At 75.6% G+C, this 18,321-nt stretch carries 12 protein-coding genes; 2 read left to right on the top strand and 10 right to left on the bottom strand.

Going from position 1 to position 18,321, the window contains the following annotated elements:
• Nucleotides 1–12 precede the first annotated feature (12 nt).
• Entirely contained in the window at nucleotides 13–873 is an 861-nt protein-coding gene (locus QRT03_RS07015; protein ID WP_286051794.1) for an NAD(P)H-binding protein, read from the top strand.
• A 64-nt stretch (nucleotides 874–937) separates the two neighbouring features.
• Here the strand turns inward: QRT03_RS07015 and QRT03_RS07010 are convergent, their stop codons facing one another.
• On the bottom strand, nucleotides 938–2,293 hold the full coding sequence (locus tag QRT03_RS07010; protein ID WP_286051793.1) for a UDP-glucose dehydrogenase family protein: 1,356 nt from the start codon (nucleotides 2,291–2,293) through the stop codon (nucleotides 938–940).
• 778 nt (nucleotides 2,294–3,071) lie between these two features.
• On the opposite strand from QRT03_RS07010, the gene QRT03_RS07005 reads away from it, so the two are divergent.
• Nucleotides 3,072–3,839 carry a PIG-L deacetylase family protein gene (locus tag QRT03_RS07005; RefSeq protein WP_286051791.1) on the top strand — a complete coding sequence of 256 codons (768 nt, stop codon included), beginning with the start codon at nucleotides 3,072–3,074 and terminating at the stop codon, nucleotides 3,837–3,839.
• On the opposite strand, the gene QRT03_RS07000 is transcribed toward QRT03_RS07005, so the two are convergent.
• The 9 genes from QRT03_RS07000 to QRT03_RS06960 form a co-directional block, all read right to left on the bottom strand.
• Nucleotides 3,824–4,948 carry a glycosyltransferase family 4 protein gene (locus QRT03_RS07000; protein ID WP_286051790.1) on the bottom strand — a complete coding sequence of 375 codons (1,125 nt, stop codon included), beginning with the start codon at nucleotides 4,946–4,948 and terminating at the stop codon, nucleotides 3,824–3,826. The genes QRT03_RS07005 and QRT03_RS07000 overlap by 16 nt on opposite strands.
• Before the next feature lie 95 nt (nucleotides 4,949–5,043).
• Nucleotides 5,044–6,351, bottom strand: coding sequence for a hypothetical protein (locus tag QRT03_RS06995; RefSeq protein WP_286051789.1), 1,308 nt, complete (start codon nucleotides 6,349–6,351; stop codon nucleotides 5,044–5,046).
• A 193-nt stretch (nucleotides 6,352–6,544) separates the two neighbouring features.
• Nucleotides 6,545–7,873, bottom strand: coding sequence for a hypothetical protein (locus QRT03_RS06990; RefSeq protein ID WP_286051788.1), 1,329 nt, complete (start codon nucleotides 7,871–7,873; stop codon nucleotides 6,545–6,547).
• Nucleotides 7,874–7,940: 67 nt separating this feature from the next.
• The gene (locus tag QRT03_RS06985; RefSeq protein ID WP_286051787.1) at nucleotides 7,941–9,260 is read right to left on the bottom strand and encodes a hypothetical protein; all 1,320 of its coding nucleotides are present in this window, start codon (nucleotides 9,258–9,260) and stop codon (nucleotides 7,941–7,943) included.
• 85 nt (nucleotides 9,261–9,345) lie between these two features.
• Nucleotides 9,346–10,548: an acyltransferase family protein gene (locus tag QRT03_RS06980; RefSeq protein ID WP_286051786.1), complete on the bottom strand. Its 1,203-nt coding sequence runs from the start codon at nucleotides 10,546–10,548 to the stop codon at nucleotides 9,346–9,348.
• A gap of 8 nt (nucleotides 10,549–10,556) precedes the next feature.
• Entirely contained in the window at nucleotides 10,557–12,773 is a 2,217-nt protein-coding gene (locus QRT03_RS06975) for an ArnT family glycosyltransferase (protein ID WP_286051785.1), read from the bottom strand.
• Nucleotides 12,770–15,493, bottom strand: coding sequence for a glycosyltransferase family 4 protein (locus QRT03_RS06970; RefSeq protein ID WP_286051784.1), 2,724 nt, complete (start codon nucleotides 15,491–15,493; stop codon nucleotides 12,770–12,772). The genes QRT03_RS06975 and QRT03_RS06970 overlap by 4 nt, the downstream gene beginning before the upstream one ends.
• Nucleotides 15,490–17,052, bottom strand: a complete 1,563-nt coding sequence (locus tag QRT03_RS06965) for a glycosyltransferase family 4 protein (RefSeq protein ID WP_286051783.1) — start codon at nucleotides 17,050–17,052, stop codon at nucleotides 15,490–15,492. Before QRT03_RS06965 ends, QRT03_RS06970 begins: the two co-directional genes overlap by 4 nt.
• Complete coding sequence (locus QRT03_RS06960; RefSeq protein WP_286051782.1) at nucleotides 17,049–18,089, bottom strand: glycosyltransferase; 1,041 nt, start codon at nucleotides 18,087–18,089, stop codon at nucleotides 17,049–17,051. Before QRT03_RS06960 ends, QRT03_RS06965 begins: the two co-directional genes overlap by 4 nt.
• Nucleotides 18,090–18,321 lie beyond the last annotated feature (232 nt).

Raw genomic sequence — 18,321 nt, 5'->3', positions numbered from 1 at the left:
ACAGGAGGACGGATGATCGTCGTCACCGGAGCCACCGGCGTTCTGGGCCGCCTCGTCGTCGACCGGCTGCTCGACCTCGTGCCCGCCGAGCGGGTCGGGGTGAGCGTGCGGGACCCGGAGAAGGCCCGGGACCTCGCCGACCGCGGCGTGCGGGTGCGCCGCGGGGACTTCACCGAGCCCGGCACGCTGCCGGACGCGTTCGAGGGCGCCGACCAGGTGCTCGTCGTCAGCGCGAACACCCTCGGCCCGGACGGCGTCGCCCAGCACCGCGCCGCGATCGACGCCGCCGTCGCCGTCGACGCGGGACGGGTGCTCTACACCGCCCACCAGGGCGCCCGGGCCGACTCGCCGTTCGCGGCGGCGGCCGACCACGCCGCCACGGAGGAGATCCTCGCGGCGTCGGGCATCGCGTGGACGTCGCTGCACAACGGCTTCTACGCGAACACGGTCCCGATGTTCGTCGCGGACGCCGCGAGCACCGGGGAGCTCCGTCTCCCCGCCGACGGGCCGACCGCCTGGACCACCCGCGAGGACCTCGCCGCCGCGACCGCCCGGCTGCTCGTCGACGGCGCCCCCGACGGGCCGACCGCACCCCTCACGGGCCCGGAGGCCGTGGACTTCTCCCGGGTCGCGGCGCTCGTCGGCGAGCTCGCGGGCCGGCCGGTCCGGCGCATCGTCGTGGAGCCGGAGGAGTACCGGGAGATCCTGCTCGGGCGGGGTGTCCCCGCGCCGGCCGCCGACCTGCTGCTCGGGTTCTTCCCCGCTGCTGCGCGCGGCGACTTCGCGCCGGCCGATCCGACGCTCGCCGACCTGATCGGCCGACCCGCCACGCCGGTCGCGGACGTCCTGCGGGAGTCGCTCATCACCGTCTGAACGAACGGCACTCTCGCTCACCTAGAGGTTGCGGGAGTGCCGTTCGTGCAGGTCGGAGAGGGAGTCACGCCGCGACGTCGCCCTCCCCGCGGCGTCCGAGGCCGACGGCGGTGAGGCCGGCGCGGCGCAGGGTGGCCGGGTCGACGATGTTGCGGGTGTCGATCACGATCGGGCGCTTCACCGCGGTCGCGATCACCGACCAGTCCAGCGTGCGGAACATCGGCCACTCGGTCAGCACCAGCACCGCCTCGGCGCCCTGCGCCGCCGACACCGCGTCCGCCGCCAGCGGCACCCCATCGATCTCGGTCGGCGGCGCCGCGCCGTCCTTGCCCTCCACGAACGCCGGGTCGAACCCCACCAGCTCCGCCCCCGCCTGACGCAGCAGCGCCGCGATCGCCAACGCCGGCGAGTCCCGCAGGTCGTCGGTGCCCGCCTTGAACGTCAGCCCCAGCAGCGCCAGCCGCACCCGCGACAGCGACCCCGTCCGCTTCCCGGTCACCGCCAGGCGCACCTTGTCCACGATCCGCTGCCGCTGCCGGGTGTTCGTGTCGATCGTCGCCCGCAACAGGCGGAACTCGAAGTCCGCCGAGTCCGCCACCTGCAGCAACGCGTGCGTGTCCTTCGGCAGACACGACCCGCCCCAACCGGGCCCGGGCGACAGGAACGCCTGCCCGATCCGCCGGTCGTAGCCGATCCCCTCGGTCACGTCCCCGATGTCCGCCCCGACCCGCTCACACAGCTCGGCCATCGCGTTCACGTACGACAGCTTCATCGCCAGGAAGCAGTTCGCCGCGTACTTCATCAACTCCGCCGACGCCGCGTCCGTCAACACCGTCGGAGCACCGAGACGCGCGTACAGCGCCGCGACCCGCTCCGCGGCGTCCTGGTTGTCCGAACCGACCACGATCCGGTCCGGCCCCAGGAAGTCCTTGACCGCCGACCCCTCCCGCAGGAACTCCGGGTTCGACACCACCGCCACGTCGGTGCGCTCGAGCAGCTCCGCGGTGCGCGCCGCGGTCCCCACCGGCACCGTCGACTTGTTCACCACCACCGTGCCCGCCGCCAGCTCTGCGCCGACCTCCTCGATCACCGACTCCACCGCGCGCAGGTCCGCCACCCCACCCGCACCCATCGGCGTCGGCACGCACAGGAACAGCACCTCCGCCGGCCGACCGTCCTCGAACGCCGCCAGCGCCGCCCCCGCCCCGACCACGAACGTCAACCGACCCGCCGAGGTCTGCTCCGCGACCAGCTCCGCCAGCCCCGGCTCCACGATGTCCACCACCCCCCGACGCAGGCGCCCCACCTTCGCCTCGTCGATGTCGGCGCACACCACCTCGTGACCCAACGACGCCAGACACGCTCCCGTCGTCAGCCCGACGTAGCCCGTCCCCACCACCATGACCCGCCGTGCGAACACCCCAGAAGTCCTTCCATCGGGATCGATCGGGGTCACGCTGCCAGATCACGGTGGGTGAGCGGACGCCTGCGGTGCAGTTCACGGCGGCCGGGAGCCGTCGGCATTGCGGCGCGCACACGGCCGGCGAGGTTCGTCGACCGCCGCACCGGCGTTGCGCCCCACACACGGTCGGCGAGGTTCGTCGACCGCCGCACCGGCGTTGCGCCCCACACACGGTCGGCGAGGTTCGTCCTGCCCGTTGCGATCCATGATCGACATCCGGGCGGCAGAGTGCCCCACCACGCGGGCGGTACACCGCCCTGATGTGGATCATGCACCGCTACGTCGCGCGTCATCCCTCGACCACCGCCGCGCGTGCTACGTGCGTCGGTCGGCTCCGACAGCGATGCGCGACGCAACGCCGCCCGCACAGCACACCGACACCGCTGACCGTGTGCGCCACGCAACGCACCCCTGGCCGTAGGCCGACACCGCTGGCCGTGTGCGCGACGCAACGCGCCTCCGGCAGTAGGCCGACATCTCCAGCCGTGTGCGCCACGCAACGCGGCCTTGGCAGCAGGCCGACACCGCTGGCCGTGTGCGCCACGCAACGCCGGCCGCACGGCACACCGACCCCGCTGGCCGTGTGCGCCACGCAACGCCCACCGCACGGCACTCCGGCACCTCTGGCCGTGTGCGCCACGCAACGCCGACCGCGCAGGGCGCCGAGGTCCCCGAATCGGGCGGTCCGGAGCGGGAACGCCGACGCGGGCCCGCCGGTCGTCCCTACGGTGCCGGGGTGACCCTCCCCGCCGTGATCGAGGACGCCCGCACCTCGGGCGCGCGCGTCCTGGTCCTCTCCCCGCACCTCGACGACGCCGTGCTCTCGTGCGGGGCGTTGCTCGGGTCGTTGGGCGGGTGCGAGATCACGGTGCTGACGCTGTTCACCGCGTGCACGGCAGGTCCGCACACCCGGGCGGCGCGGTCGTTCCTGCGCCAGTGCAGCCATCCCGACGCCGCCACCCTGTTCACCGCGCGGCGGGACGAGGACCGGGACGTCGTGGAGCGCCTCGGCGCCCGCCCCGAGCACGCCGGGCACGCCGACGCCCTGTTCCGGCGCCGGGACGTCCCGGAGGCGGTCGGCCGGGTGCTCCCGGAGCTCGCGCACCGCTACCCCACGTACCGCTTCGACATCGCGCGCGGCCGGATCTCCGGCGGGGACCGGGCCCTGCGCGCCGGACTCGCGCGGGACCTGGCCGAGCGTGCCGGGGAGGTCGACCTGCTGCTCGCCCCGCTCGGCGTGGGCCGGCACGTGGACCATCTGATCACCCGTGACCTGGGTGCGGAGTGGACCCGCACCCCTGTCGTGCACTACGCCGACTTCCCGTACTCCCTGACCCACGAGCCCGACCCGACCTTCGTGCGGCGCGCCGGCCTGCGGCCGCACGTCGTCGACGACGGGCTCGACGCGAAGGAGCAGCTGATCCGCGGCTATCGCACGCAGGTGGACGCGCTCTTCCCGGACGGCGTCGTCCCGCGCGCCCCCGAGACCTACTGGGCCGCCTGACCCGACGGCGCCGGACGGCGGGTCCCGACCAGGTCGGCGACCAGGTCGACGTAGCGCTCCTCGGTGATCCGCCGGTCGTAGCCGCGGCTGTGGCGCCGGGCCGCGCGGCCCATCGCCGCCCGGCGCGCCCCGTCCGACGTCAGCCCGGTGATCGCGGTCCGCAGCTGCGGCACGGAGAACGCCGGCACGGCGACCCCGGCCTCGGCGCCGATCCAGGCGAGCCGCGCCAGGTCGAAGTGGATCACCGGCCGGCCGTGGGCCATCGCCTCGAGCGCGGTCAGGCTGAACGTCTCGTACCGCGAGGGCACCACCACGACCGCGCAGCGCCGCAGCGCCGCCTCCTTGGCGTCCCCCTGCACCCGGCCGAGGATCCGCACCCGCGGGTCCCCGCCGACGAGCCCGGCGAGCCGCGCCTCCTCGGCGGCGGTGCCGGACCCTGCGATCTCGAGCGACCCGCCGTCGGGAAGGGCCTCGAGGAGCAGGTCGAGCCCCTTCTGCCGCACGTCGAGGCGTCCGAGGAACAGCAGCCCCGTCCCGACGGCGGGGGTGACCTCCGCCGGGAGGTCCACCCCGTTCGGGATCAGCCGGACCCTCCCGCGGGGGCACGCCGCCGCGACCAGACCGGCGTCGACCTCGTTCAGCGTGACGAAGTGCCGGTAGAGCGCGAGACCGCGGCGCTCGATCGCCTCGAACGGCAGGTGGTAGCGGCGCTGCATGTCCGCGCCGCACAGCATCTGCACCAGCCCGACGACCGGGCAGCGTGCCGTCAGCGGGAGCAGGCTCGCCGAGATCGGCGGGGTGAGGCTCTCGATCCAGACGTGCGGCCGGACCACGAGCGCGATCAGCGGCAGGAGCAGCCAGAACAGGACCTGCCCGCCGCGGGGGCCGGCCCAGCCGACGGGCAGGTGGACGTAGCGGACGCCGTCGCGGTCGCCGGACACCGCGCCGCGGTAGGAGCCGCAGTAGACCGTGACCTCGTACCCCTCGGCCGCGAGGCGCTGGCCCACCCGCGCCACCACGGCCGGACCGCCTCCGGCGTAGTAGGGGTTGTCCACGTCGTCGTAGATCGAGAGGACGACCCGTCGGCCCCCGCCGGCCCCGACACCCATTCCGACATTGCACCCGTTCCGGCCACGGATCGCGCGCCACGGACCGGAGCGCCACCTGATCGCGTACCGACCGGGGAGGCGCCCGTCACGGCCCGTCAGCTCGTCCCGGTCACGGCGTCGACGTAGTCCTGCCGGTCCGATCCCGACGACGGGTCGTCGAGCACGTCCTCGAACGCCAGGAAGAACGCGGCCAGCGCGCACCCGCGGGCGTAGGCGGGGCTGCGGCGGATCTGCTCGGCCTCGGAGTCCGAGTTCGAGGTGCCGCCGGTCTGCGCGGCGGGCGGCCCCGGGTTCTCCCCGACGGCCGCGAGCCCGGCGCGGGCAGCCTGGGCGCGCGCGAAGCGGAGGTTCGACCAGCTCGCGACCGGCGTCGAGCTCTGAATGCTCGTGGTGGCGTCGTTCGCCTGACACGTGTCCTGCGCGGGGGTCAGCGCGCGGGCGGTGACGGCGGTGGCGTCGTCGACCCCGGTCAGGTCGACGACGACGGTGCTCGCGACGTTGCCGGCCAGCACCGGGAACTGGTCGACGTAGTACAGCCCGCGGCCGAGGGAGCCGTCGCGATCGCCGGTGCCGTTCAGGAGGGCGTTCGTGGCCGCGGTGAGGTCGGCCGGGAGCACACCCTTGCCGGGCGCGGGGACGTGCACGGCGCCGGTGTAGCCCGCGGTGCGCAGGGTGTCGGCCTGGCCCTTGACCGCGTACATCAGCGAGCGCTCGTACCAGAGGAACCAGTTCCGGGCGGCGGCCGGCGTGACCGTCGTGCCGTTCCAGGTCCGCGTGCCGGGGACCCAGCCCGGCATCGGGGTACGCGGCATCCCGGCGGCCAGCCCGGTCCCCTGCTGCGCGTCGGCGCCAAAGGCCCAGAAGCTCTGCAGGAAGCCCGTGCCGGACTCGTTCGGCCCCGGGAAGCCGATCTCGCCCGCGGCGCTGGTGCCGACGCGGATGCCGTCGAGCCGCGCGACGGGCAGCGCCGCGACGATGCGCCGCAGGTAGTCGTCCTGGGCGCTGCGCACCGCGGCGGAGAAGACGGTGTCGATCGCGCCTGTGTCCGCGCTGTCGCCGCGCTGGTCGACCAGCGTCGCGCCGGGGAGCCCGCGGACCCACGACGGCGGGTACTGCGTGCCGGTCCCGAGCACGACGCGCAGGCCGGCGTCGAGGCAGGCGGTGACCCGGGCGGACAGGTCGGCGACGTAGTCGGTGTTCTCGACGCCGGCCGAGGTCGGCAGCCAGCGGTCCCAGTACGCCTCGACCTCGACGAGCCCGATGCCCACGGCGCGGTTCGCGGCGATGTCGGAGGTCGTGCAGCCGGAGGCCAGCACGCCCCAGGCGGGGTCGGACGCCGCGTGGGCGGTCGGCGGTCGCTGGCCGAGCAGGAGGGCGGCGACGAGGGCGAGCACGGTGGCCACGGCCGCGCGGGACCGGAGGGACGACCGGGGCGGGAGGGACGGGTGATACGCGAGGAGGGACACGCTCTCTGCCATCGCGTCGTCCGGGCCCGGATCGCACAGCGCGACGAGGTTGACGATCGGTCGGCCCAGCGAATCCACGCGGCCGGCTCAACGTGCGCAGCTCCACTCGGCCGAACGATGACGGGCAGGGTCAGCGACGGATCGCGGTGAGGTAGTCGTCCGGGGTGATCCCGCTGCGGCCGGTGTACAGGTCGTCCTCGAACGCCAGGAGGAAGGCCGAGAGGCCGCAGACGCGGGCGTACTCGACGCCGTACCGGACCTGGTCCGCCTCGCTGTCGGAGTCCGCGACCCCGCCCGTCGTCGGCCCCGGCGGGCCCGGGTTCTCCCCGACGGTCGGCAGCCCGGCCCGGGCCGCCGCGGCGACGGTCACGCGCTGGTTGGGCCAGTCGTCGAGGGACGGTGCGCCGGCGACGAGGGCCTCGGCGTCGCCGGGGGCGCAGCGGTCCTGCGGCGGGTCGAGGCGGCGGGCGCGGACCGCGGTGGCGTCGTCGAGCCCGGTGACGTCGACGACGGCGCCCGGCACGGCCGCGGCGAGCGCGGGCAGGTCGCCGACGTAGTCCAGCCCGCGGCGCAGGGCGCCGTCGCGCACCGCGGTGTCGAGCACGACGCCGACCGCGGCGTCGAGGTCGGCGGGCAGGACCCCGCGCCCGGCGGCGGGGACGTGCACCGGCCCCCGGTACCCGGCCTCCCGCAGGGACCGGGCCCGGTCGGCGACGGCGCGGACCAGCGCGCCGGAGTACCAGGTGAACCAGCCGCGGGCGTCGTCCGGCGTCACGGCGCGGCCCTGCCAGGTGCGCTGCCCGGGGACCCAGTCCGGCATCGGGGAGGACACCTGGCCCGGCGCCAGGCCGACGCCGTGCTGCGGGGCGTCGCCGAAGGCCCACCAGCTGTCGAACGCCGCACCCGACGCCTCCGGGCCGGGGTGGCCGAGCTCGCCCGCCGTGGAGGTGCCCACGCGGATCCCGACGAGGCCGTCGAGCGGGACGGCGGCGACCAGCCGCCGCAGGTGGTCGTCCGCCGCCGCGGCGACCGCGGCCGAGAAGACGGTGTCGACGGCGCCGGTGGTCGGGGTGCGGCCGGCCTGGTCCCGGATCTCCGCGCCCGGCAGCGCGCGGACCCAGCCCGGCGGGTACTGCAGCCCGCTGCCGAGGACCACCCGGACCCCCGCGTCGACGCAGCGGGTGACGGTGGCGCGCAGCCCCTCGGCGTAGCCCGGATCCGTCACGCCGGGCTGCGGCTCCAGCCGGTCCCAGTGCGCCTCGACCACGGCGACGTCGACCCCGGGGACGCGGGCGGCGAGGCGCTCGGGGGCGCACGTCGAGTCGACGACGCCCCAGGCCGGGTCGGCGCGCGGGGCCGGTGCGGTCGGCGCGGTCGGCGCGGCGCCGCACGACGCGACCAGGGCGAGCAGGACGGCCAGCGAGCGGGCCGGTGCGCGTCGCCGTCGTGCGGACCTCACCGGGGCAGCCTGGCCGACCGGCCGCACCCGTCGTCGGGACGGACGCCGGGAACCGCCCGATCGTGGCTCAGCCGAGGACCGCGCGGCGGTAGTCGTCGCGGGTGACCCCGGAGCCCGGGTCGTCGAGCGCCCACTCGAACGCCACCAGCAGGGCCGACAGGCCGCAGCTGCGGGCGTAGCCGGGTGCGCGGCGGACCTGCTCGGCGAGGGAGTCCGAGTACGACGTGCCGCCGGTCTGCGCCGCGGGCGGCCCGGGGTTCTCCCCGATCGCGGGCAGGCCGGCCCGGGTCGCCTGGGCGCGGGCGAAGCGCAGGTTCGACCAGAGGTGCACGGGGGTCCCGGCCGCGACGCTGGTCGACGGGTCGGAGGACCGGCAGGCGTCCTGGGCGGGCGACTGCCGGCGGGCGAGCACGGCGGACGCGTCGTCCACCCCGCTGAGGTCGATCACCATCTTCGACGTGCTGCCCGCCAGCACCGCGAACTGGTCGGTGTAGTTCAGGCCGCGCCCGAGCGAGCCGTCGCGGTCGCCGGTCCCGTTCAGCAGCGCGTTCGCCGCCGTCGTCAGGTCGGCGGGCAGCACCCCCTTGCCGGGCGATGGCAGGTGGACCTGGCCGGTGAACCCGGCGGCGCGCAGGGCGTCGTGCTGGCCCTTGACCGCGGACGTGAGCGCGCGGGAGTACCAGAGGAACCAGGACCGGGCGGCGGCCGCGGTCACCGCCTTCCCCTGCCATGCCTTCTGCCCGGGGATCCAGCCCGGCATCGGCGAGCGGGCCGTCCCGGCCGCGAGCCCGGTGCCCTGCTGGGCGGCGGGCGAGAAGGCCCACCAGCTCTGGAGGAACCCGTCGCCCGCCTCGTTCGGCCCCGGGTAGCCGATCTCGCCCTCGGTGCTGGTGCCCACCCGGACCGCCTCGATGCGCTTCGCCGGGAGGTCGGTCACGAGGCGCTTCAGGTAGTCGGCCTGGGCGGCCCGCACGGCGGCGGAGAAGACGGTGTCGATCGCGCCGTTCGTGGGGCGCTTGCCGCGCTGGTCGACCAGCGCCGCCCCGGGCAGCGACCGCACCCAGGCCGGCGGGTACTGCATCCCGGGGCCGAGGACGACGCGCAGGCCGGCGTCGAGACAGCGGGTGATCCGGGCCCGCAGGTCGGCGACGTAGGCGGTGTCCACCGCGCCGGCCCGGGCGGGCATGTAGCGGTCCCAGTAGGCCTCGACCTCGACCACGGTGATGCCGACGGCACGGTTCGCCGCGAGCGAGGACGCGGTGCAGGTGGAGGCGACCAGGCCCCAGGCCGGGCCGGCGGCGGCCTGCGCGCGACCGGTCGGCAGCGCGGCCGACACGAGCAGCGCGACGACGATCGCGACGGGGAGCAGGCGCAGGAGGGTCGTCACGTGAGTCCGATCGGGAGGGCCGACCCGCGCATCAGCGGGAGCGTCAGCCTGTCACCCGATCGGGCGTACAACTACTCCGAAAAGGTCACTTCCCGGCGTCGGAACGGCCGTGCGAGGTCACGTCGACCCGCTCCTCCACCCGCTCCTCCACGGGCTTGCGCGGCGCGCCCGGGGCCCGCTTCACGAGCCGGCGCATCCACTTCTGCGCCGGACGCTCCACCACGACGTAGGCCAGCCACGCGAGGACGAACGACCCGGCCACCAGGAGCAGGATCCCGACGACGCCCCAGCCGGAGCCGGGGAACGTCCGCGGGTTGATCAGCATCGACGCCGCGATGATCCACGGCACGTGCACCAGGAACAGCGCGACGCTGTACTCGCCGCCGAGCAGCGACACCCGGGTGGACAGGAAGCGGTCGACCGCGCCGTGCCGCTGGGCGAGCGCCGGCACCACGAGGCCCACCACCGGCAGCGCGAGCATGCTCGGGTGCCCGAGGGCCGCGATGCCCACGATCGACAGGAACGCCACCGCCACCACCGGGCCGGTCACCCGCCCCAGCGCCGCCGGGATCCGCGACCCGACGCTCTGCAGCTGGAACAGCGTGGCCCCGGCGAGGAACGCGCCGAAGGCCCGCGGCAGCGGCATCTCGTAGGTGATCGTCCCGTCGTCGAACCCGAGGAACGAGTAGCAGACCAGCGGGATCGCGCAGGCCACGAGGTACCCGATCACGCAGGCCGCGGGTGTGCGCAGCCGCTGCACCAGGGGCAGCAGCAGCGGCAGGACGAGGTAGCAGGCCCACTCCGCCGAGAGCGACCACACCGGGCCGTTCCACGTCAGCGCGTGCGCGCCGCCCCACCCGGAGGTGAGCGTGATCTGGCGCAGCAGGTCCCAGGTCAGGTTCCCGCCGTGCGGGATCTCGTCGCCGAGTGCCCGCGACACCAGCACCGCGGCGACCATCACGGCGAGCACCGCGAGGTGGACCGGGTAGAAGCGCGACAACCGGGCCCAGAGGAACTTCCCGAAGGTCGCGCGGCCCGGCCACCGCGCGAACGTCCGCGCGTAGCCCGAGCTGATCACGAACCCGGAGAGCACGAAGAACAGGTCCAGCACGACGTAGCCGTGGTGCCAGAACGGGACGAAGAAGCCGGCGGTGGCCGGGACCATCGCGACCGCGTACGGCGCCAGGTGGACGATCACCACGATCAGCGCGAGGTAGCCGCGGATGCCCACCAGGCTCGGGATGAGCCCGGTCGGTGCCGACGGTCGGGGACGGGCTTGCTCGGACATCGTGGTACCTACCCTTGCGGACCGGAGCCGATCGGGGCCGACCCGTCGAGCGGGCGGCTGAAGTCGTAGACCTTGAGGTCGCCCGCGGTGCGTCCGTGGGCGACGAAGACCACCGGGTAGCGCCGATCGAGCTCGGCGATGGTGGCGGGCGTGAGGTCGGCCAGGCCGAGCTCGGAGAGCTGGGTGGACACCACGCCGTAGCGGGAGTTGCTCCGGCGCGCGTCCTCGACGTCGTGGAACGGGAAGACGCCGTAGCCGGGCATGACGAACTGCGCGGTGTGCTCACCGAGGGCGATGTGGGTCGTCTTCGGGTCGACCGTGGTGAACAACCAGGCGGAGAAGTCGCGGTAGGTGTCGTCGGTCTGCGAGCGGATGTTCCACCAGATCGCGACCGACGCGACCAGGACGAGCGCGACCGCGGCCAGACCCGCCGTCGCCACCCAGCGGCGGGCGCGCGCGATGCGGGTCACCACCAGCCCCGCCACGACCGAGAGCGGCACCGCGAGCAGGTAGAAGGTCTGCTCCTCCACCTCGCCGAGGCCGAAGGTGTAGACGATCGCGCCCACCACGCCCGCCACCCAGCAGGCGAGCACGCCCAGCGCGTTCTCCCCCGGCGCACGGACCCGGCCGCCCAGGTCGCGGGGGTCGGCGAAGCGGTCCCCGGGCTCTCCCCGGAGCCGCAGGGAGCGCCACGACAGCAGCACGAGGAACGCCGCGAACACCGAGGCGGACGCGATGAGCGCGTACGACGTCCCGGTCAGGGTCAGGTTCGCCGCGATGCGGCTGGTGAACGACGGCGAGTTCGCGGAGTTGAAGCCGGTCTCCTTGACCAGGCCGATCGCCCGCGCGACACCGCCCAGGGTCTGGTCGGCCCAGCCGAGGAAGCGGCCGGTGACCAGCGTCCACAACACGTAGCAGAGGTAGAAGCCGATCTCGCAGGCGAACACCGTGACCGCCTCGCGCCGGCGCAGCCCCCACGAGCACACCATCATGATCAGCAGGGGGAGGCCGGTGACGAGGCCCGCGTTGGTCTTCGTCGTGATCGCGAGGCCCCAGAGCAGGCCGCCGGCCACGAGCAGCACCCACCGGCGTCTCCCGGTGGGGGCCTCGGCGGCGAGGAGCAGGAGGAGCAGCCCGGCGAGGACGCCGAAGAGCATCGGTGCCTCGAGCATGAGGCGGCTGTCGAACCGGATGACGAAGGGGTCGAGCGCGTAGAAGGCCCCGGCGACGAGCGCGGCCCAGCGGGGCGTGACCCGTCGGGCGCAGGCGACGACCAGCGCGGTGTTCGCGGCGGCGAAGAGCAGGACGGCCGGGCGCAGCGAGAGGACGAACTCGACGGTCATGCTCGCCTGCGGGGCGCTGATGAACCGGCTGAAGTAGAGGAACGCCAGCGGTGGGTGCAGGAAGAACGGCGCGTGGAACAGCTGCGGCCCGTCGCCGCGGGTGAACGAGTTCGCGACGTCGGCGTACTGGACCTCGTCCATGAACATCTCGTACGCGGTGTCCTGGTGGAACCCGCGCAGGAACACCGCGGCCGCGACGAGGAGCAGGGTGGAGCCGACGAACACCGGGCTCGGCCGGCGTCCCGGCAGCGCGCCGGCGAAGGGCCGGGTGCCGTAGAGGACCGCGGTCAGCGGCGCGCCGGGCACCCGGGAGAACCGGCGGACGAGCCCGGCTGTCGGGCGGTGCACGAGCAGGAAGGTGCCGAGGACGGCGAGCAGGTCGCGGACCCGCCACTCGATCCCGGCGATCCCGCCGGGCCGGTGGCGCTGCGGCCCGGGGGCGGTGACCAGGACGCGGCCGAGCGGCGGCGCGGCACCGGGCGGCAGCCGCCGGCGGCGGTGGACCGGCGGGCCGAGGCCGGGGAACGGTGCGCCCCCGGAGCGCCGGTGGGCGGGGGTGGCGCGGTGCCGGCCGGTGCCGTTGCTCCGGGGAGCGGGACCGTCGGGGACCGGGGGGACGGTGCCGTGCGGGTCGGTGCGCTCCGGGTCGACGCGGTAGCTCTCCCGGGCCCGCTGGTCGTGGGGCCGGAGACCCCCCGGCCGGGGCCGGGTGGCGGTGCCACCGTCCACGCGCAGCGCCGCCCCGGGCACGGCCTCGACCGCCGACGGCGGACCCCAGCCGAGGGTCTCGGAGCGCCCCCACCGGCCGTCGGGACCCGCAGTCCGGACCCGCGGGGTGGGGCGGGGGTCGAGGCGGATGAGGGGTGCGGATCCGCCGGTCACGGTCGGCCCTCGGCCGCCACCCGGCGGTAGAACGCGTCCTGGGTCGCGGCGAGCGCGTCCCAGTCGTGGATCCGGGCGAGGTCGGGTCCCCGGCGCGCGACGACGGCGCGGTACGGCTCGTCCTCCCCGATCGCCACCAGGGCCTCGGCGTAGGCCGAGGCGTCGAAGCCGTCGCGGGCCGGCACGAGGACACCGCCGTCGGCCGGGACGACCTCGCGCAGGCAGTCGATGTCGTAGGCCACGACCGGGGTCCCGACGGCGAGCGCCTCCGCGGCGACGATCCCGAAGGTCTCGAAGCGCGACGGCACGGCCGCGATCCGCGCGCGGGCCACCAGCTCGGCCTTGTCCCGCCCGGCGACCCAGCCGAGGAAGCGCACGCGGTCGGCAATCCCGAGCTCGCGGGCGCGCTCGCGCAGCGCCTCCTCGTCCGGCCCGGTCCCGGCCAGCAGCAGGCAGCCGTCGATCCGGTCCGCCGCCTGCGCCCACGCGTCGAGCAGCAGGTCGAGGCCCTTCTGGGCGATCTCGATCCGCCCGACGAAGACCACGTCGCGCCGGGCGTGGACGGGCGCGGGCGGGACGGTGAAGGCGACCGGGTCGACGCCGTTGCCGATCACCGCGACCTCGGCCCGCGGGGCCAGCGCCTGCGTCGCCGCCCCGACGCCGTGCGAGACCGCGACGATCCGCCGGTGCGTGCGCACCGCCCAGCGCTCCACCCAGTGGACGGGCACGTGGTACTGCGCCGCCTTCTCCTTCGCGTTGAGCCACTGCACGACCCCGACGACGGGTCGGCGCGTCCAGCGCGGGATCGCCATCGAGGAGATCGGGGCGAAGAAGTCCTCGACGACGAGGTCGACGGGGCCCGGGCCGGCGTCGTCGCCCGGGTGCCGGCGCCCGGCCCGGCGGGAGGCGAGGAACGCGGCCGCCATGTAGGCCACGAGCCGGGTGAGCCGGGTGCGACCGCGTCCGACGTGCGGGTGCACCCAGTGCACGGTGCCCCGGCCGTGGTGTTCCACCCGGTCCTCGGCGCCCGGGTAGCGCCCGGTGAGGACGGTGACGTGGTGCCCGGCGGCGGCGAGGCGCCGGTCGATCTCGGCGGTGCGCAGCGCCCCGCCGCCGGAGCCGGGCATCGCCGGGTCCTCGAAGGCGAGGTGCAGTACGTGCAGCGCCCCGTGCTCGCGGTCCGGCGACGCGAGGGCCGCGTCCGGGCCGGGGAGGATCCGGCGCCCGAGCACCGGCAGGCCGACCAGGCCGAGACCGAGCACGACGACCGCGAGCAGCCACAGCGGGACCGACGACCGGGCGGCCGCGAGCACGACCGTCACCACCGCCGCGTACAGCACACCGACCGCGGCCGCGCGGCCGAGCCCGGGATCCGGCGCGATGCGTCGCGGCCGGTGGGCGGCGCCGAACACCGCGACCGCGACGGCGCCGACGAGCGCGCCGGACGCGGCGCCGGCGGCCAGCGGACCGGCGGGGTCGTCGGGGACGAGCGGGAGCCCGGCGAGAGCCCCGGAGGCGCCGAGGGCGAGCCCGACGGCGAGCGCGACGACGGCGAGGGAGAGCGACACCGTGAGGGCCCGCCGCGCCCGGACCGCGAGCAGCAGGCTGGCGAGCACGGTCGTCGCGCCCAGCCCGACGCCCATCACCGCGAGCACCGGCAGCAGCGCGACCGAGGGCAGGTACCGCTCGGGCAGCACGATGCCGACGAGGGCGCCCGGCACCGTCGCGACGACGGCGGCGGCCGGGACGACGAGGCGCACGAAGGACACCAGGGCCTCGCGCATCCGCAGTTCCCGGTCCCGGCCGTGGGCGACGCGCAGCACCGGGAAGCTGACGAGCGCCGTCCCGACCGCGACGTACACCGGGGCCTTGGCGAGGGTCGAGATCGCCTGGTATCCGGCGGAGGCGGTCGCGTCGGTGACCGCGAGGGCCACGACGACGGCGTCCGCGGCGGCGAGCGCCGACAGCACGGCCTGGGTCACGGCGACCCCGCCGGTCTCCGCCCACCGCGCCCGGTCGGCGAGCGCGCGGGTGATCGTCGCGAACCGGAGCCCGCGGAACGGGCCGGTGCGCGGGGTGGCGGACACCGCGAGGATCGCGAGGGCGCCGACGGCGAACCCGCCGACCGCGCCCCACGCCCCGGCCCCCACGACGACGGCGACCACGCTCGCGACGAGGCGCACCGCGACCTCGCCGACCGTCAGCGCCGCGTACCGCCCGAACCGGTCCTCGCCCTGCAGGAACCCCCAGATCGGGGCGACCGCGAACAGGGCGAGCCCCGACACCGCGGCCGCGAGCGCGGTCGGCACGTCCGACACCGGACCCACGACGAGCCCGAGCACCACCGCGGCGACGAGCCCGACGAGCACGGACACCCCGACCGCGAAGGCCGTGGCCGCGCGCCGCTCCGGGTGTCCGTCCGGGTGGGCCCGGACCACGTGCGCGAGCGGGAACGGGATGAGCGCGGCCGAGGCCACCCCTGCCGTCCCGACGACCGCGACCGCCGCCGCGAAGGCCGTGTAGGCGGCCGCGTCGAGCAGGTGCGCCATGACGAGCGTGACCGCGTAGCTCAGCAGCCCGACCAGCCCGCCGGAGGCGGAGAGCAGGGTCGCCGTCCCGCCGGTGGCGCGGTTGCCGGGCGCGGGCGGCGGGGCACCCTCGGTGGCCAGCAGCGCGGCGGTCCCCACGTCGAGCGGCTCGGCGGTGTCCCGCGCGGTCATCGGGCCGGAGCGACGTCCGAGGGCAGGGTCTCGCCCGAGGTGAGGCCGACGATCGCCGGTCCCCCGAGCAGCTCGGGGCGGCTCGCGAGCCGCACGTGGGGCTCCTTCGCGCCCAGTCGGCCGATGACCCCGAGCGCGTCCACCTCGTCGCAGCCGCGCAGCAGCGCCAGGACCTGGTTGCGGCCCAGGCAGATCGACACCTCGTCGGTGAGCCGCAGCGTGGCCGCGGCCTCGGTCGGCTCGTCGTGGGTGAAGCGGGCCAGCACCGTCATGTCCGACCGGGCCCGACGGCGGGTCGCGGCGCGGTGCAGCGCCGAGCGGTCGGCCGGTGGGAGGTTCGAGTCGGCCTGGGTGCGGTGGAACGCGCGCATCTCGGAGAGCACCGACCCCGCGAGCAGCTCGGCGGAGCGCTCCCACGAGAAGCAGCTCGCCCACGTCCGGCACGCGTCGGCGACCTCGTTCGCCCGGGTGGGGTCGGCGAGCTCGGCCAGGGTCCGCGGGAGGGCCGCGGCGAAGTCGTCGATGCCGTCGACGAGCCAGCCGGTGACGCCGTCCAGGACCGAGTCGCGGATGCCGGTGGTGCGGATCGCGAGGCACGGCACGCCGGCCGCGGCGCCCTCCAGCACGACCAGGCCCCAGCCCTCGCCGTCGGAGGTGGAGGTGGTGAGCCAGGCGGACTCCATGAGGGCGTCCCGCTCGTCGTTCGGGAGCCGCCCGTGGAAGCGCACGACGCGGCCGAGCCCGAGCTCGACGGCCATGCGGCGCAGGTTCGTCAGGTCCGGGCCGTCGCCGATGATCTCGACCTGCAGGTCCGGCACGTCCGGCAGCGCGGCGGAGATCGCGTGCAGCAGCAGGTCGACGCGCTTGTGCGTGACCAGCCGGCTGGTCAGCACGATCGTCGGCTTCTCCGCGCGGCGGCGCACGCCCGAGGAGATGGCGGTGTTCATGCCGTTCGGGACGACGTCGATGGGCCCGTCGAACTTCAGCCGGCGGCGCAGCTCCTGGCGGGTCGAGGCGGACACCGCCACGGTGCGCTTGCCCTGGTAGACGCGCTTGGCCACGCGGCCCTCGAGCAGCCGGCCGACGAGGGACCCGCCCGCACCGAACCGCGTCGAGAACTGGTCCTGGTGGACGTGGTGGACGAGCTGGACCACCGGGACGGCGTTGCGCGTGAACAGCGGCGAGAAGAACGGGATGCCGTTCTGGCAGTCGACGACGGCGTCGAAGCGGCGGCCGCCGCGCAGCAGCCGGGCCGCGGTGCGCAGGTAGACGCCCATCGTGCCGCCGGCCCGCCGGATCTCGATGCCGTCGATCTCCTCGCGGGCGCTCTGCCCCGCGTCCCGCGCGGTCAGCCACGTGACGTGCACGCCGGCCTCGACCCAGCGGCGCGAGATCTCGTGGGCGTAGGCCTCGGCGCCGCCGGCCTGCGAGTGCCGGACGTCGCGCCAGTTCAGGACGAGCACGCGGCACCCCGCGAGCTGCGCGGTGGCCCGGCCGAGGACGGGGACCAGGCGGACCGGGGGGAGCGTCTCCTCCGGGCGGGACAGGGTGGTCGTCACGGGGCGCTCCCGATGGTCGCGGTGTCGGTCACGGTGGCCGGGGAGGTGGTGCGGCCGGGCAGGGCCGGGCCGCTGCCGCGGTTGAGCTGGCGGTGCAGCTTGGCCACGGCGGTGAAGGCGGCGAGGCCGTCGCGGACCGGGCGCAGCGTGGAGCCGGTGGTGTCGGTCCAGGTGACCGGCACCTCCTCGATGCGGCCGCCGTCGTCGCGGATGTGGCGCAGCAGTTCGACGTCGAAGGCGAACCCGGTGGAGCGGCACTTCCACAGCGCGCTCTGCACGGCCTCGCGGTCGAAGAACTTGAACCCGCACTGGGTGTCGTGGATGCCGGGCAGCAGCGGGCGCGACAGCATCCGGAACGCGTTGCCGCCGAGGCGCCGGCCGAGCGGCTGCTTCGTGGCGATCGACGCGCCGGGCGCGTGCCGCGACGCGATCGCCGCGGTCGCGCCGTGGTCCAGCGCGCCCATCACGGGCAGGAAGGTCTCGAGCGGCGTCGAGAGGTCGGCGTCGGTGAACCCCACGACGCGCGACCGGCTGGTCCGCAGCCCGCGGATCACCGCCGCGCCCTTGCCGGCCTGCGAGCAGCCGATCGCGACCGCCTCCACGCACCAGCCGGTGGCGACGTTGCACGCCCGGCCGGTGACGTGGAGGACGCCGGCCGCGGTGTCGTCCACGCTGCCGTTGTCGACCACGACGATGCGCGAGGTCCACGGCTGCTCGGACAGGAACGCGGTCATCGCCGCGAGCGTCGCGGGCAGCCGCCCGGACTCGTTGTAGGCCGGGATGACCACCTCGAGGTCCACCGGCGTGCGGGCCCCCGCCTCGGTGGTGGACGCGGGGGTCCGCTCGGTCAGTTCCCCGGTCGCCCGCGAGACCTCCCGCGCGACGGCCGCGACGACGGCGTCGTCCACGACGTCGACGAGCTCGCTGCTCCGTAGCGTGTCCACGAGGTCCGCGGGGCGGAGGTCGCCCGCCCCACGCAGAGCCGGGTGCGGGGACAGGGCGTCCCCGGAGCCGTCCATCACGTTCTGCACCCCCATAGAATCGACCGTTCAGAGCAACAGTTAACCCCTTCGCTTCGCGGCCGAATGGCGTAGCGGTGGGAGAAGTTGCAGGTCGGAGCGTGCGTGCCACCGCATCGAGCCGCGTCACCGCGACGCGACTTTCACGCCGTCGAGTGACCCGATCGTCGGCGTGTCGCCGCCGTGTCCCGGAGGGGCGGCCCGTCCGGTCCGGCAGGGCCGGAGGGGCCCGCGCGGGTCACCCCCGCAC

This window comes from Actinomycetospora termitidis (assembly GCF_030286555.1).
In the GTDB taxonomy this organism is placed as follows: Bacteria; Actinomycetota; Actinomycetes; order Mycobacteriales; family Pseudonocardiaceae; genus Actinomycetospora; species Actinomycetospora termitidis.
The sequence above is the reverse complement of the archived record's forward strand: the minus strand, read 5'-3'. Positions and strand labels throughout refer to the sequence as shown.

What these genes read in the sequence shown, in the direction of transcription:
- QRT03_RS07015 (WP_286051794.1), top strand. Translation starts at nt 13, where the DNA reads ATGATCGTCGTCACCGGAGCCACCGGCGTTCTGGGCCGCCTCGTCGTC.
- QRT03_RS07000 (WP_286051790.1), bottom strand. Translation starts at nt 4,948, where the DNA reads ATGGGTGTCGGGGCCGGCGGGGGCCGACGGGTCGTCCTCTCGATCTAC.
- QRT03_RS06980 (WP_286051786.1), bottom strand. Translation starts at nt 10,548, where the DNA reads ATGTCCGAGCAAGCCCGTCCCCGACCGTCGGCACCGACCGGGCTCATC.
- QRT03_RS06970 (WP_286051784.1), bottom strand. Translation starts at nt 15,493, where the DNA reads ATGACCGCGCGGGACACCGCCGAGCCGCTCGACGTGGGGACCGCCGCG.
- QRT03_RS06960 (WP_286051782.1), bottom strand. Translation starts at nt 18,089, where the DNA reads ATGGGGGTGCAGAACGTGATGGACGGCTCCGGGGACGCCCTGTCCCCG.